We start from the raw sequence: 15,959 nt of genomic DNA on the forward strand, positions 1-15,959 counted from the left end.
TAACGCTTTTGAATAAAAAAAGAGACATCCATTCGGATATCTCTTAAAAAACTATTCACCTAAGCCTACACGCTCAAAAATCAAATCGACATTTTTTAAATGGTAGTTGTAATCAAAAGCATCGTCTAACTCTTCTTTTGTCAACGTCGCCATAATAGTTGGATCTTCCTCTAAAAGTGGTCTAAATAAACGTTGTTCATCCCAAGCCTGAGCAGTTTTTGGTTGTACTAGATCATAGGCTTCTTCTCGGGTCATACCATGATCGATCAATTTTAGCAACACACGTTGACTATAGATCAAGCCAAATGTTGCATCCATATTTCGACGCATATTTTCTGGAAAGACCGTTAGATTCTCTACTAAACGTGCAAAACGATTTAACATGTAGTTTAATAAAATCGTTGTATCAGGTAAAATAATACGTTCTGCTGAAGAATGTGAAATATCACGTTCATGCCATAACGGAACATTTTCATAAGCTGTTAATACGTGACCACGAATGACACGAGCAAGTCCTGCCATATTTTCAGAACCAATCGGATTGCGTTTATGTGGCATCGCAGAGGATCCTTTTTGCCCTTTAGCAAAGAATTCTTCTACTTCACGAGTTTCTGATTTTTGCAATCCACGAATTTCTGTTGAGAATTTTTCAATACTGGTTGCAATCAATCCCATCGCAGCCACATATTCTGCATGTAGATCACGCGGTAAGACTTGAGTCGAAATCTCTTGGGCTCTGATTCCTAGTTTTTCACAAACATACCCTTCCACAAACGGTGGAATATTCGCAAATGTTCCTACTGCTCCACTGATTTTCCCTGCCTCAACCCCTTTTGCTGCATGCTCAAAGCGTTCGATATTGCGCTTCATCTCTGAATACCACAAAGCAAGTTTCAACCCAAATGTTGTTGGCTCTGCATGTACACCATGAGTGCGCCCCATCATAACAGTATGTTTATAGGCTTTGGCTTTAGCGCCGATCACTTCTGTTAGACGAACTAAATCTTTACGTAAAATATCATTGGCTTGCTTTAATAGATAACCATACGCGGTGTCTACAACATCTGTTGAAGTCAAGCCATAGTGAATCCATTTGCGTTCTTCACCTAAAGTTTCAGAAACTGCTCGTGTAAACGCCACGACATCATGATGAGTTTGTGCTTCGATCTCCAAGATTCGATGACTATCAAATGAAGCATGTTCACGAATTTTTTGCACATCTTCTTTTGGAATCTCGCCTAATTCAGCCCATGCTTCATCTGCTAATATCTCAACTTCTAACCAAGCTTGATAGCGATTCTCGTCTGTCCAAATAGCGGCCATCTCTGGTCGTGTATATCGTTCTAACATATAAGTCTCCTCTTATTCCCAAATTTTCGTTTGTTTGATTTCTTCTAATGTTTGCTCAAGATCTTGTGTTGGGATCGTGATATGTCCCATCTTTCGGTAAATCTTTGCTTTGTCTTTTCCATAATAATGAAATTGCCAATGCGGTTTTTCAGGAATCATCAGATAAGATTTTTGCAATTCGATCCCTAAGATATTGACCATTACAGCAGGTGTCGTTTGACGTACGGGTGCTAGCGGCCAACCACAAATCCCACGAATATGCGCGTCAAATTGACTCATCGTACACGCTTCAATCGTATAGTGTCCAGAATTATGTGGTCTTGGCGCCAATTCATTCACATAAAGACTTCCTGAAGCAGTCAGAAACATTTCTACTGCTAAAACACCTCGAAGATCGAGCGCTTGCGCAAGAACCAAGGCAATTCGTTTTGCTTCAGCTACGACTTCGTCTGGAATACGCGCAGGTGCGATGGTTTGGTATAAAATATTTTTACGATGCACATTTTCAACTACAGGAAACGTTGTAAATTCTCGTCCATTTCCAGCCACTAAGATGGACAATTCTTTTTCAAATGGAATCCAGGCTTCCAACTCGCAAGTTCCTTGACGTAATAAGGTCATCGCTTCTGAAACGTCGCTACGACTTTTCAACACAAGCTGTCCTTTTCCATCATAACCACCGCGCGTTTGTTTTAATACACACGGATACCCTAAGCTATCAATCGCGTCTTGAATATCTGTTGGACTGATGATCGTTGCATAGGGCGCGATCACAATATTTTGTTCTTCCAAAAAAGCTTTTTCTAATAAGCGATCTTGAGTGATTGCTAATAGGTCAGTTCCTTGTGGGATCGAAGCATCTGCTGATAAATGATTCAATGCCTCAACACTTACATTTTCAAATTCATAGGTCAAGACATCACTACGTTTAGCTAGTTCTCCTAACGCCAGTGTATCTTCATAATCGGCAACAATATGCCAATCGGCAACTTGTGCTGCGGGGCAATCATTCGTTGGATCCAATACACCCACTCTAAAGCCCATAGTTTTGGCACTCATGGCCATCATTCTTCCAAGTTGTCCGCCACCAACGATTCCAATCGTTGCGCCTGGCATCAATAGATTACTCAAGTTGATCACTACTTTCTTCCACGATTTGCATCAATTCATTTCGATACGATGTCAGTTTTTCTGCTATAGTCCTATCATATATGGAAAAGATTTGCACCGCAAGTAGTCCAGCGTTAATTGCACCAGATTTTCCAATTGCCGTCGTTGCTACTGGGATCCCTCCTGGCATCTGTACAATCGATAATAGTGAATCCATCCCACTTAGTGCTTGGCTTTTTACAGGTACGCCGATTACAGGTAATGTTGTTTTTGCGGCAACCATTCCTGGTAAATGTGCCGCCCCTCCAGCACCAGCAATGATGACATCATAGTTATCGCGAGCTTGTTGGGCAAAGGTATATAACTTGTCTGGTGTACGATGAGCCGAAACAACAGCTTTATCATACGCAATCCCAAATTTTTCTAGTATCAGACACGCTTCTTTCATCGTCTCCCAGTCTGATTTACTCCCCATAATCACGGCCACTTTTTGTTTCATTCCACTTCCTCCTTGTTTAACTGGTGCCCAAAAAAGCACATACGTCTAAAGGGACGTATCTGCTATGGACATTTTGTTTTGTTTACGTTTGTTGATATGAAATACACTATTTAAGCACACTGCACTAATACTACTCATCACAATCCCATTGCTGGTAAACATTTGAATAGCTTCCGGAAAATGTGCAAAAAGTGTTGGCATCATATTAAACCCAAGGCCAAATCCTAATGAGATGGCAACCGTTAATAAATTGCGTTCATCTGAAAAATCAGTCTGACTCAGCATGCGTAATCCAGCAACAGCAACCATTCCAAACATCACAAGCATCCCCCCACCTAATACAGGTTCTGGGATCACTTGCGCTACAGCACCAACTTTAGGAAATAAACCTAACACAACCAGTAAACTTCCTGCAATCACAATTGGTTTACGTGAGGTGATCTTAGACAATTGAACCAAGCCTACATTTTGTGAAAACCCTGTATGCGGGAACGTATTCACCAATCCACCAAGTAAAATCGCAAATCCTTCTGTACGATAAGCACGTTCTAAATCTTTTGTTGACAGTTCTTTTCCGCTAAGCTCAGCTAAAGCGAAGTACACACCAGTCGATTCCACCATACATACCGTTACGATAATAATCATTAAGACGATCGGCACCAAATGAAATGTCGGCATCCCAAAGTAAAATAGTTTTGGAACTTGAAACAAAGTCGCTTGTTGGATCGGTTGGGTTGAAATCCCAGTCGTCAACATCGTAAAAAGTGTTCCGCCAACAAGTCCGATCAATACTGAGATCGAGCGAATAAAGCCTTTACCAAATCCTTGTACCACTAAAATCAACGCGATCGTAATAAACGCTTGTAATAGGGTCATAAATGAACCAAAGTTTTCTCCACTTTGATTTCCACCGCCCATTTTTTCGATTGCAACTGGAATTAAGGTTAAGCCAATCGTTGTAATGACAGTTCCAGTTACGATCGGTGGAAACAATCGTTTGATTTTTGAGAATAATCGTGCGAATACCATCAAAAATACACCTGCAGCGATGACCGCACCAAATACAGCCGGTAAGCCATATTGCTGCCCAATTAAAATAGCCGGTCCTACGCCTTGAATCGCACATCCTAACATCACAGGCAAGCCAATACCAAAATAACGGCTCATTGTCACTTGTAACAAGGTCGCAACACCACACATTAAAATATCGATTGAAAGTAAATATGTCAGTGCTTCACTTGATAACCCTAAACCTGTTCCAATCAATAAAGGAACGGCGATTGCACCTGCATACATCGCAAGTAAGTGCTGAATTCCGATTAAAGAAGCTTTTGTATGATGTGTCGGCATTATTCGTCATCTCCTAAAAAGTCAATCTGTTGATTTTCTAATGAAGCAATTCGAGCTAAAGAATAGACAGGTAATTCCATCGATTCCAACAGCGCTCGTCCAGGTTGAAATGATTTTTCAATCAAGATCCCAATTCCACAGACTGTGGCACCAGCTTGCTGACACAATGCCGCCAACCCTTTCGCAGCTTGGCCATTTGCTAAGAAGTCATCGATGATCAATACACGATCTTCTTGATGTAAAAACTTTTTAGAGATCGAAATTTGGCTAGTGATTTGCTTGGTAAACGAATAGACTTCACTCGTTAATAACTCCTCATCCATCGTTAAACTTTTCGCTTTACGTGCAAAAATCATCGGTACCCCTAATGCTTGTGCAGTATAAAGTGCAGGTGCAATCCCTGAAGATTCAAGCGTGACAACTTTTGTAATCTGTTGTGTGCGAAACTTACGAGCAAATTCTTGCCCGATCTTTTCCATTAATTCAGGATCCACTTGATGTGTGATAAAAGAATCAACCTTTAATACTCCTTTTGTTAGAATATTGCCATCTTGTTTGATACGATCTTGTAATGCTTTCATACTGAACCCCTTTGACTTTTGATAAGGTATTTTTCATAGCCAAACTTATGTCAGTATCCGTCAATAAAAAAAAGTGCATCTTTTTTGCGTAGGGCAAAAAAGACGCACTTAAACAGCGTACTTTTTTACTCATAGTCTGATATTTACGGTATCAGGTAGAAACTGTCGACCAATTACGACGATATATAAGTAAGGACTAATTATGAAAAACTCAAGTTTTATTATGCCGATAATTTTTTAAAAAAACAAGAAAAAAAATAGGTAAAGACCTATTTTTTTCGTTAATGTTCGGAATCATACTGTTCTTTTTCAGATTCACGGTATTTTTTCATTTTAACGCTAAACAATTCACCATTCGTCGGTGGCGTATAGCTGATTGCATTCGCTCCAGCTTCGATCGTTGTTAAAATTTCTTTTTCCGTTGGCCCACCAGTGGCAATGATCGGTAGTTCAGGATACTTTGTACGAAAATACCGGACAGTATCTGCTGTATCTTTTCCCGCACTGATATTAATGATTTTTACTCCAGCTGCTAATTTTTCTTCGATATCGCTGTAGCGACTCGTTACCGTACTAATGACTGGGATATCGACTACTTTACAGACTGATTTGACCGTTTGAACAGGTGTCGGTGCATTTAACACAACACCTAAAGAACCTTGCGCTTCTGCAAATAGACTCATATACACACAACGTTGTCCTTGTGTTAAGCCTCCTCCCACACCTGAAAAGACCGGGATATTCGCTGATTCAATAATACTTTTCGTAATTGCTGGATGAGGAGTAAATGGATATACTGCAATGACTGCATCTGCATTCGTATTATGGATCACAGCAATATCAGTAGAAAATAAAATCGATTTGATTTTTTTGCCAAATAATCGAATCCCACTTGCTTTTTTGATTACTTCGGGAACTTTAACAATATCTTGACGCAATGCTGAGCTGATTTCAGGTACAAATGACTCCATATGATCGCTTCCTTTAGTCGTATTGGTATAATGCATTTTCTTCAATCACTGCCTTGATTTTTGCAGCATATGTTGGGTCTGTTGCATATCCTGCTGCTTGCAAGGCCTCTGCAGCTTCTTGATAGTTTGAAGCCGTCAATACCGCTTCATATTTTTGTGGATTCCAAGTAACACCATTAACAAATAACAAGGTATGATCATCCATCGAAGCTTCCCAAGAATCATACACTCGAAAATCGCCCTTGATCGTAATCCACTGCTCATTCACAAATTCCTGCGTATCAAGTTTGATCTTCTTTTGATTTCCATAGGCTTTGATCCCAAATAAGTTGTTGTACTTACTGGCTAACTCACTTTGGCCCCAGTCTGATTCTAAAATGGCTTGTCCCAAAATAATACTAGGCAAAATGCCATACCCTTCTTGTAATTCTTTAGCATGTGGTGCTAATGTTTTCACAAATTCTTCTCGGCTTACAGGCTGCGTTGTTTCACTCTGGGTAATATAGCGAAAAATAGGTGTTGTCAGTTGTTTTAATGAAAACATAAATGCACCTAAAATCATCACTAGTCCCAGTAAAATCATTATTTTTTGACGTTGTCGTTTCTTTTTTTTCATGATCCCTCTTTTTTTAAATTTCTTCTAAGCGCTCATTCATCCATTCGATGAGTGCTTGTGGTTCCCTAGTGATCGCTTTTTGTAATACTGCTGGAACTCTAAAACTTAAGACGTCATCAAATCCCCATTCTCCATAAGAGATCGTGACTTTAAGATTTAACCACTGTTGACCATTTTGTTGCAAGTCTTGAGGTAACAGTTCCACCGTTCCTAATCCATGTTGTAACCATTCTTGAGCGATTTTTAATTTCATTTTCCGATAGTCTTCCATCGCAACTGTTCGTTTTTCAGGATAAATCACGCTTTGACGTAGTACTTTTTGAACGACCATCCATTCATAGTCACTGAACAAATTCACAATTTTTTGATTTAATTCTGGCGAAAGATTTGTCATTCCTTCTTTCCATAAACGCCATTTTCCATCCGTTAACCCTAATGTATGGAGTACAAATTCCTCTTCTGAAGAATATTTTTCTAAAATTGTTTGGGTGACAATCTCTACATAAATTGAATGCATCTTATTTTCCTCCTTTTATTTTTGAACTACATGTTGAAATGTATCGAAAAATTCAGATTTAATTTCGATAAATCCTTTAAATGATTGTAAAAATTGAAATAGACGCGCGCGATTCTCAAATTCGTCACGATTTTTAGGGAGTGCTTGTCGCTGGTAAAATAAAAAGAGTGCTTCGACTTTTTCAAGCAAGAGCGTACCATCATTTTTCTCAGCAAATGTCTGAGCAGTAAAGGCCAATACTTCTTTTAATTCTACTAGTAGAGCGCTATCTACAGCAATCGTTCGTTGCAGTATCAGCATATCTTGTAGCATTCGTACTTGAGCACTTCGCATCAAAAAGTATTCTTCAAAATAGATTGGCTCTTCGAAAAAATGATCTTCTTGATACAATCGCGCTTGTTTTTGTCCTTCATGTAGTTTTTTCATCAAGTCGCGACTGTCTTCAATCAATTGTGCCAATTGATCTCCAGTTGGCCAAATCGATAGATCCCATAATAATGCTCGAAATAGTTCCTCTGCAGCTCGTTGTTGTTTGACAAGTTCTTTTTTACGATCAGGCATATATAAATTCATAACGACCGCCATTCCTGCGCCAATCCCCATTAACAAAAATTCATTTCCAATCAACGATAACGAAAAATGAGCTTCTGTTAAATAATGAGTCACTAGTACCGAACTCACCACAATCCCTTCTGTTAACTTTAACTTTACAACAATCGGGATAAAAAGCAATAAATAGATCCCAAATGAAAGTGGTGAGAAGCCTACCCATTCAAAAATACAAAATGAAACGAGTGTTGCCACAACCAATGACAGTAAACGTTCAATTCCTGTGTGTAACGAATTTTTTTTCGTACCAGCTAAACTTAAAATCGCGATCACTCCCGCAGAAGCGGCAAAGTGTAACCCAATCCATTGTGCGATATACATTGCGAGTACACTTGCAATCGCTGTTTTTACTGTTCGTAACCCGATCCTCATCTATCAAACCCCTTTATTCATTCGCTTTTAACGCATCTAACATGTTAATTTTTTTCAATGTACGATGTGTCGCCACACCGACAATTGCAACAAATAGATACGTTAACCCAATCGAATAGACATAACTGATGCCATTAATCGTTGGAGAGAACATGGTCGTATCCATTTCAACTGTTTGGATCACAAACGCATGCAACAACACGCCCATTCCTAAGCCGACGAGTGTTCCTACAGTCGATAAAATGATATTTTCACGAACGATATAAAATGTCACTTCACGATCAAAAAATCCTAATACTTTGATTGTGGACAACTCACGCACTCTTTCTGCTACACTCATTGTATTTAAACTATATAAGACAATAAAGGCCAATAATCCTGCTGAGATAATCAATACCCACATCACAATCGTCAAAACGCCTAACGAACTTTCTAGTTCCGTCTTCACTTTACTTAAATAGCTCACATTGATAACGTCTGTTTCTTTCATCCAAGTAGACGTCAACTCATCTTGGCGTTTGGAAGATAGCGATTGATCAAAGGTCACCAGAGCTGTCGTGTACGTTGGATTTTTTTTAGCGACCTCTTGATAATAAGTTGGGGTCAAGTATAGTGCATGATTGACATAATTTTCCGTGATCCCCGCAATTTTTATGGTTAATTCTTGATTATTGGTTTGTTTTACAACAACTGAATCGCCTACTTGTAATGAAAATAAGTTGGCTAGCTTTTGCGTTACGATAGCTCCATCATCGCTTAGCAATAGAGGTTTATTATTCTTTGCTTGATGTAATGCATAAAAATCAGGGACTTCAGATTTCGTTTCTGGTACGATCATCGATACCGTTTGTTTGGCGTAGGCTGAACTTGTTGTGGTGACTTCTTGTGTAAAAATCGGCAAGACAGCTTTTACATCTTTCGTCTCGGATAGTTTTTCAATTGTTGGCTGATTTTCTTGGCTTAACGTTACGATAGCCTCGTAGCGCCAAATTTTATCAAACTGTAACGGGATCATTTCACTGATGGAATCTTTCAATCCAAACCCCGTTAAGATCATCGCTGTACAACCTGCAATCCCTAAAATCGTCATCCACATTCTCGCCTTATAGCGAAACAAATTGCGAAACATTACTTTGTACGTAAAACTTAATCGGCGCCAAAAGAAAGGTAGTCGCTCAAGTAAGATTTTTTTACCTGCTTTAGGTGCCTTAGGACGCATTAATACTGCAGGAACTTTAATTAATTCCACACGTACGACAAAAATGGCTACAACAACAGTACACAGCAGTGAAACACCTGAAGCAATCAAAACCAACGGCCACTGCCAAGGCGTTTGATACCCAATAATGTCATAGACTTGTCCATACGCTTCAATAATAATACGTGGGAACAAATAAAACCCTATACTTAAACCAAGCAAAATCCCACTGACACATGCAAGCGTCACATAAATCAAAAATTTCGAGGCAATCTCTGTTGGTCGATAGCCCAATGCAAAATACGTTCCGATTTCTAAGCGTTTTTCTTCTACCATCCGGCTCACTGAGGTCAAACTAATTAAGGCTGCCACAAAAAAGAAAATAACGGGAAAGACAGTGGATAAGGAAGAAATACGATCTGCATTTTGTTCATATTCTTCATAACCAGGTAAATCCGCACGTGTCGTCAGTAAAAGTGGTTGCATCAAATAGGCCTGTTGTTTTACTTCAGGGAGTGTAGCTGCTTGTTTTTTCAACTCTTCTTTAAACAAAGTATCAAACTTCGCTTTTGCCTGTTCTTTTTGTTTTGCAGTCGTTCCTGCTTTAAACGTCAAGGCGATTTGATTGGCTTCATCCATCTTGAAATTATCGGGTAGCGCGTAGGCAAAGTAGGTCAATGAACCATTTTTTAATGTCGTAGTCCCACGATTATCTTTTGATAAAAATTCAGGGCTCGCGACATATCCCACAATAGTATAGGTCATTTCATGTAACTGATCATTGGATTCAAACGTAATCGAATCTTGTAAGTGATACCCCTTTGTCTCTTTTGCTAAAGCATCGATAACTAGTTCATTTTTTTGCTTTGGCATCCGTCCTTCAATCAATTCGAGTTGATTGATTTTAGGATCGTTGTAAGAAAATAGTCGAATCACATCTTGTGTGTTTTTTTGCGTCACATCTACTCTATCTTGTGTGTCTACCTCTTTTACTAAAGAGTCCGTCTTGATTTTTTCTACAAATGATGATTGGAACCCATTAGGTGTATAGAGTGTCATGTCTGCTAAATTTGTTCGTTCATAATATGTTTTTGCCGCTTGCTTCATGTCTGGCCCAGTGGCACTGATACCTACAAAAAAAGCTACTCCGAGCAAAATAATCGTCATCAGTGACAAAAAACGTCCTGGCGTTGTCCTAATTTCACGCAAACTGGTTTTTAATAATGTTTTTTTCATTGATCGTCCACCTTTACCATTCGATTTGTGCTACTGGTGTCGGATTTGGTTGATCAACTACACTTGTAACTTTTCCATCATTCATACGGATCACGCGATTGGCCATTGGTGCAATCAACGAATTGTGTGTGATGATTACGACGGTTGTCTTTTCGTTACGAGCGGCATTTTCTAATAACATCAAAATTTGTTTCCCCGTTTCATAATCCAAAGCTCCAGTTGGTTCATCACATAATAATAATTTAGGTTTTTTCGCCAATGCTCGTGCGATCGTTACTCGTTGTTGTTCTCCACCAGACAATTGTGCGGGAAAATTATGGATGCGATTTTTTAAGCCAACTTCTTGCAAAGTTTGCGTTGCATCTTTTGCTTCTTTCACGATCTCTGTCGCTAGTTCAACATTTTCTAAAGCGGTTAAGTTCGGCACTAAATTGTAGAATTGGAAAATAAATCCTACAGATTCTCGACGATAACGAATCAATTCTTTTTTATTAAACTGAGCAATATCCTCTTTGTCTACTATAACTTGACCACTTGTCGGCGAATCCATTCCACCAAGAATATTTAAAACCGTTGATTTACCTGCACCACTCGGGCCTAAAATCACAGTAACATCGCCTTCTTCAATCGCAAATGTCACCTTATCGTTTGCGGTAATCGTTGTTTCTCCCATTTGATAAATTTTAGATTCTTCGATTAATTCAATATAAGACATCCAAACCCTCCTCTGTTTTCTGTAAGTAAACATAGTTTATCACAAATTAGCCTGGGATTCGACGAATCAAAAAGAAAGAAAAAAGTTGTTTTTCCCAAATATATGAGAAAAACAACTAAACAGATTCATCAAGCTTGTTCGTAGCGTTTCGTTCCATCTAAGTAAGTCGCGACTAAATTCATTTGTGCATCCAGTACGATAAAATCTGCAGCACGGCCTGTTTTGATCATGCCACATACATCATCGATCTTACAACTTACAGCTGGGACGTAAGAGGCCATCATCACTGCTTCTTCGGGAGTTGCCAGATTCCAATCTACCACATGTTGGATCGCTTCTTTTAGCTTTAAGATACTTCCAGCTAAATTACCACTTTCTAAACGAACAGTTCCATCTTTTACGACAACTGGAAATTCACCTAGTTCATACGCACCTTCTGGCATTCCACCTGCCATCATACAATCTGTGATCAAGGCGATATGTTCTGCCCCAACTTTATCGATCAATAGCCCACAAGCTTGTGGATGTACATGATGGCCATCACAAATCAACTCTGAAAAAACATGATCTAATTGCATCAAAGCACCTACCATGCCTGGTTCACGGTGATTCAAACCTCGCATCCCATTAAATGCATGGACAAAAACACTCGCTCCGGCATCTACGGCTGTTTTGGCTTGGTCAAACGTCGCATCACTATGGCCTAACGCCACAACCACACCTTGATCTGTAACAGTTTCAACAAATGAAGCCACTCCTTGACGTTCTGGCGCAAGTGCAATTTTTTTGATCAGTCCATTTGCCGCCTGTTGCCATTTTTCAAATGTTTCAATACTTGGATCATTGAAGTAGGCTGGATTTTGCGCCCCTTTATGCACTTCATCAAAAAATGGTCCTTCAAAATAAATACCTGCGATCTTCGCTCCGGTCACTTCATCTTTTGCTTTTGCAATCGTTGCTGCAACTCGGGTCAAGTGTTCCTCGCTTGAAGTCAGCGTCGTTGGTAAAAAGCTCGTCACGCCACATTCTAGCAAGGCTTCAGACATCACACCTAATCCTTCTAGATCATCATCCATCACGTCATGATTTTTATATCCATGAATGTGTGTATCGACTAATCCAGGGGCAATCATATAGCCAGTATAATCTTCAATCGTTACTTCTTGTGTCTGGTCGATCTCTTTAAAAAACGAACCAAACGTTCCTTCATTGATTTCTAAATAACCTGGTCCTTTTGTTCCTGAGGGATAAAAAAATTTGTCTGCATAAATGTACTTTTTCACGAATGCCACTCCTTTTTTGTATACTACACCTTAAAAATACTCCCTTTTCATTCAAAAATCAAGAAAGGTCTACACCATTTTCATAATTTGTTAATGTCTTGATCGAATCCGCGGTCTTTCTCATCCATTGAGATTTATCGATGTTTCCGATTTTTTCATGTGCTTGACTCGCAACATGAAGCAAATCTTCAATATAATAATAACTCAGACGATCTAAAGACCATTTCACGCCTTGAATAGCCACTGCGATACTTTTTTCATATTGCATTTGTGCACATAAAAAACGTGCATAATGATAAAAAACTTTTGTCACTTCAAATGTCGATTGTTCAATAGGCAGTTCAACAGCGAGTTTGACACTACGCTCTAACCGCTTTTCTGCTTGTAAGAAACGATTCGTATCTGCGTAAATCCGCCCAATAAAGCCAATGATTTGCACTTCAATAGAAGAAAAATGATCTTTTTTATTCTCAGAATACGTATACGATAAACCATGTCTGAGCCCCTGAATGGCTGTTTCTGGACGATTCTTAACAAAATACTCTACGATCCCTAAATGATAAAAATATAATTGCAAGTCTGTATCTAAATACAGACGATCTAGAATTTCAGTTTCATCCAACATTTGATCCATTTCATGATATTTTTTATGGATCAAGAGTTTATTTAGTGTCACAAAAAATTGCTGCACTTCTAAAATTTGCGAAAAATTAGTATACATCAACTGATCCATTGTAATCGCCAATCGTACACAAAGTTGCTGCAATACAGAAACATTGGGTATCTCTAGGTTATTTTCGATTCGACTCAACACACTTTGGGAACAAACGCCTTGTGCGAGCATTTTTTGCGTCATTTTTTTCGACTTTCTAATTTGCTTGATTTTGTCTCCTAAACATTCTTGTACAGACAAAGACTCGGCCTCCTTAAAATATGCGAATTCGCATTTTATCTTTTTGAGTTTTTAGCTCATAATAGCAAAAAAGAAAGCGTATCATTTTTTAAGATTCAATTATCCTATTATATGATGAAGGAAGTGTAATTTTTATGGAAAATCAAGTTCAAATCGCATTTACCTGGGAAAACGAAACGTTTCAAGGACTCATCGAAAAAGAATATGAAAATTCATATTTGATCCATGTACAAAATCCTAATGATGAATTAGTGGAAAAATATAATGGACGGATTGTAATCAGCAAGAAGAAATGTATAACAGATATTCTTTTATAATGCAGAGAAAAAGTGGTTCGGGGGAACCACTTTTTTTCTTTACTTTTGCTGATAAGTGGATAAAAATTGACGGAGTGCATGGGCGGTTGTTTTTAAATCGTCCATATTTGGTAAGTAGACCAATCTAAAGTGATCTGGAGATTGCCAGTTAAACCCTCCACCATGAACCAATAAAATCTTATGTTCATGTAAGAAGTCTAATACAAATTGTTCGTCATTATGAATATTAAATCGCTTAATATCCATCTTAGGAAACATATAAAAAGCAGCCTTCGGTTTGACAGCGGATAAACCAGGGATATCGTTGATTGCTTGATAAATGTATTCACGTTGCTCATAGATTCGACCGCCAGGAAGTAAGAGTTCATCGACACTTTGGTAACCACCTAAAGCTGTTTGTACGATCTGTTGAGACAATACATTTGAACACAAGCGCATCGAAGATAACATATTTAGCCCTTCGATATAGTCTTTTACTCTAGATTTGTCTCCACTTAAGACCATCCAGCCTACGCGAAATCCTGCTACGCGATGAGATTTAGATAATCCACTAAACGTCACCACGAAGCGATCTGGCGCTAACGTTGCAATCGGAACATGTTGATGGCCATCCATAACTAAACGATCGTAAATCTCATCTGAAAAAATAATCAAATCAAATTCGCGAGCAACTGTGATGATTTGTTCTAAAATCTCTTTAGGATAAACTGCTCCTGTCGGATTATTAGGATTGATCAATACAATCGCTTTCGTTTTAGAAGTTACTTTAGCCCGAATATCGGCTATATCTGGATACCATTCACTTTCTTCATCACAAATGTAATGAACCGGTTTTCCACCCGCTAATGATACTGAAGCTGTCCATAATGGATAATCTGGCATCGGAACCAATACTTCATCGCCATCGTTACATAGCCCTTGCATGCTCATTGTGATCAACTCACTGACTCCGTTGCCGATATAGATATCATTGATCGATACATTCGGGAATTTTTGCAATTGATAATACTGTTCAATGGCTTTTCGCGCAGAAAAAATCCCTTTGGAATCCGAATATCCTTCTGAAGCTCTGACATTCATAATCAAATCGCGTACGATTTCATTTGGTGCCTCAAAGCCAAACGGCGCTGGATTTCCTGTATTTAATTTTAAAATACTAATGCCCTCTTCTTGCATGCGGTCCGCTTCATCTAAAACCGGCCCACGCACGTCATAGCTGACACCTTCTAATTTTGTAGACTTCTCAAATTTTCTCATAAACATCCTCTTTTCAAAAAAGAACTAGTTTTCTTAAACTTTAAGTCATTTGAAATGAAATTGCAATTTTAATTTTTAGAATTTACAAACTTTTTAGTTTCTGGCTTTTTTTCTGGTAACCTTATCAAAAAAGATTGACAAAATCTTAAGAAATCGCTAAAATTTTTCTTGTATCCTTTTTTTGCGGATGTGGCGGAATTGGCAGACGCGTACGCTTGAGGGGCGTATGGCTTCGGTCGTGTGGGTTCGAGTCCCATCGTCCGCATGAACTAGTTGGCTTAGCTGACTAGTTTTTTCTTTTATCTTTTTGTGCTTTTTTTCACTTTTTTAAGGAAATTTAGATGAAACTTTGCTAAAATAGAACTATCTAGTAACAGTAAAAAAGAACCTAAATGGAAATGAAATGAGGAGAATTTATGACAATTAGTGGAATCATTTTAATCATTATTGGCATTATCGGCTTTTTTATTTTACAAAAAAATGGAACAGGTATAAAAATCATTACAGGCATACTCACCTTGATCGGAGTAGTTTTGTTGGTTATCGGATTGACGACAACAAGTTCTGAAAAAACGACAACAAGTTCTGAAAAAACAAATACTTCTTCGACGGCAGAATTAAAAAATTCTAAAGAAGATCAAGTAAAAAATGAAGATAAACTAAAAGAAACTGTTAGACTAGATGATATCGAATTAACAGATGAACAAGAAGATGCGAAAAAAGAGGATAAAACCTCGTATGATGACAAAACAAATTATGAAGAGTTGACGCAAACACCTAAAAAATATGAGGGTCAAAAAATCACGTTAACGGGTGAAGTCATTCAAACGATCGAAGATGATGAAAAAGTACAATATCGTTTAGCAGTGGATGGTGATTACGACAAAATGATTTTATTAGAAATCAAAAAATCAGAAGTCTCTACACCAGTTGCAGAAGAAGACAATGTCACTGTCTATGGAACATTTTTAGGAATGGTTTCGTATGACTCTACCTTGGGTGAAAAAATTTCAATTCCGGCAATGCATGTTCATATGTTGACAAAAAATTAAAAAAGAGGCTGTG

The 15,959-nt window shown here is 38.4% G+C and carries 16 protein-coding genes, 1 tRNA gene and 1 riboswitch; of the genes, 3 read left to right on the top strand and 14 right to left on the bottom strand.

The features are described from left to right. Positions 1–51: 51 nt before the first annotated feature. The 13 genes from purB to I573_RS08810 all read right to left on the bottom strand — a co-directional run bounded on the left by purB (position 52) and on the right by I573_RS08810 (position 13,320). On the bottom strand, positions 52–1,350 hold the full coding sequence (gene purB / locus I573_RS08750) for an adenylosuccinate lyase (RefSeq protein WP_016185373.1): 1,299 nt from the start codon (positions 1,348–1,350) through the stop codon (positions 52–54). Positions 1,351–1,362: 12 nt separating this feature from the next. Beyond that, the gene (gene purK, locus I573_RS08755) at positions 1,363–2,490 is read right to left on the bottom strand and encodes a 5-(carboxyamino)imidazole ribonucleotide synthase (RefSeq protein ID WP_016185372.1); all 1,128 of its coding nucleotides are present in this window, start codon (positions 2,488–2,490) and stop codon (positions 1,363–1,365) included. Beyond that, positions 2,474–2,959: a 5-(carboxyamino)imidazole ribonucleotide mutase gene (gene purE / locus I573_RS08760; RefSeq protein WP_016185371.1), complete on the bottom strand. Its 486-nt coding sequence runs from the start codon at positions 2,957–2,959 to the stop codon at positions 2,474–2,476. The genes purK and purE overlap by 17 nt, the downstream gene beginning before the upstream one ends. A gap of 45 nt (positions 2,960–3,004) precedes the next feature. Further along, positions 3,005–4,309 (bottom strand): nucleobase:cation symporter-2 family protein, encoded by a 1,305-nt coding sequence (locus I573_RS08765; RefSeq protein ID WP_016185370.1) that lies wholly within the window; start codon positions 4,307–4,309, stop codon positions 3,005–3,007. After that, on the bottom strand, positions 4,309–4,890 hold the full coding sequence (locus tag I573_RS08770; RefSeq protein WP_016185369.1) for a xanthine phosphoribosyltransferase: 582 nt from the start codon (positions 4,888–4,890) through the stop codon (positions 4,309–4,311). Before I573_RS08770 ends, I573_RS08765 begins: the two co-directional genes overlap by 1 nt. Before the next feature lie 112 nt (positions 4,891–5,002). Further along, positions 5,003–5,099, bottom strand: a riboswitch (purine riboswitch). A 72-nt stretch (positions 5,100–5,171) separates the two neighbouring features. After that, positions 5,172–5,861, bottom strand: coding sequence for a beta/alpha barrel domain-containing protein (locus tag I573_RS08775; RefSeq protein ID WP_016185368.1), 690 nt, complete (start codon positions 5,859–5,861; stop codon positions 5,172–5,174). 13 nt (positions 5,862–5,874) lie between these two features. Then, the gene (locus I573_RS08780; protein ID WP_016185367.1) at positions 5,875–6,477 is read right to left on the bottom strand and encodes a glycoside hydrolase family 73 protein; all 603 of its coding nucleotides are present in this window, start codon (positions 6,475–6,477) and stop codon (positions 5,875–5,877) included. Positions 6,478–6,490: 13 nt separating this feature from the next. Beyond that, on the bottom strand, positions 6,491–6,994 hold the full coding sequence (locus I573_RS08785) for a hypothetical protein (protein WP_016185366.1): 504 nt from the start codon (positions 6,992–6,994) through the stop codon (positions 6,491–6,493). 15 nt (positions 6,995–7,009) lie between these two features. Beyond that, positions 7,010–7,975, bottom strand: a complete 966-nt coding sequence (locus I573_RS08790; RefSeq protein WP_016185365.1) for an aromatic acid exporter family protein — start codon at positions 7,973–7,975, stop codon at positions 7,010–7,012. Positions 7,976–7,988: 13 nt separating this feature from the next. Beyond that, positions 7,989–10,409, bottom strand: coding sequence for an ABC transporter permease (locus I573_RS08795; RefSeq protein WP_016185364.1), 2,421 nt, complete (start codon positions 10,407–10,409; stop codon positions 7,989–7,991). A gap of 13 nt (positions 10,410–10,422) precedes the next feature. Beyond that, entirely contained in the window at positions 10,423–11,124 is a 702-nt protein-coding gene (locus I573_RS08800) for an ABC transporter ATP-binding protein (RefSeq protein WP_016185363.1), read from the bottom strand. A gap of 128 nt (positions 11,125–11,252) precedes the next feature. Next, positions 11,253–12,407, bottom strand: a complete 1,155-nt coding sequence (gene nagA, locus I573_RS08805) for an N-acetylglucosamine-6-phosphate deacetylase (protein WP_016185362.1) — start codon at positions 12,405–12,407, stop codon at positions 11,253–11,255. Positions 12,408–12,465: 58 nt separating this feature from the next. Continuing rightward, positions 12,466–13,320: a helix-turn-helix domain-containing protein gene (locus I573_RS08810; RefSeq protein ID WP_016185361.1), complete on the bottom strand. Its 855-nt coding sequence runs from the start codon at positions 13,318–13,320 to the stop codon at positions 12,466–12,468. Between the two features lie 134 nt (positions 13,321–13,454). On the opposite strand from I573_RS08810, the gene I573_RS08815 reads away from it, so the two are divergent. Beyond that, positions 13,455–13,637 (top strand): hypothetical protein, encoded by a 183-nt coding sequence (locus I573_RS08815; protein WP_016185360.1) that lies wholly within the window; start codon positions 13,455–13,457, stop codon positions 13,635–13,637. Positions 13,638–13,676: 39 nt separating this feature from the next. Here the strand turns inward: I573_RS08815 and I573_RS08820 are convergent, their stop codons facing one another. Next, a complete protein-coding gene (locus I573_RS08820) occupies positions 13,677–14,894 on the bottom strand; it encodes a pyridoxal phosphate-dependent aminotransferase (RefSeq protein ID WP_016185359.1) in 1,218 nt (405 codons plus the stop codon). Between the two features lie 183 nt (positions 14,895–15,077). Between I573_RS08820 and I573_RS08825 the strand changes: the two genes are divergently transcribed. Both I573_RS08825 and I573_RS08830 read left to right on the top strand, forming a co-directional pair. Continuing rightward, positions 15,078–15,159, top strand: a tRNA-Leu gene (locus tag I573_RS08825). A 151-nt stretch (positions 15,160–15,310) separates the two neighbouring features. Then, the gene (locus tag I573_RS08830; RefSeq protein ID WP_016185358.1) at positions 15,311–15,946 is read left to right on the top strand and encodes a hypothetical protein; all 636 of its coding nucleotides are present in this window, start codon (positions 15,311–15,313) and stop codon (positions 15,944–15,946) included. The last annotated feature ends 13 nt before the right edge of the window (positions 15,947–15,959 follow it).

The sequence above is a fragment of the Enterococcus sulfureus ATCC 49903 genome (genome assembly GCF_000407605.1).
GTDB classification, from domain to species: Bacteria; Bacillota; Bacilli; order Lactobacillales; family Enterococcaceae; genus Enterococcus_G; species Enterococcus_G sulfureus.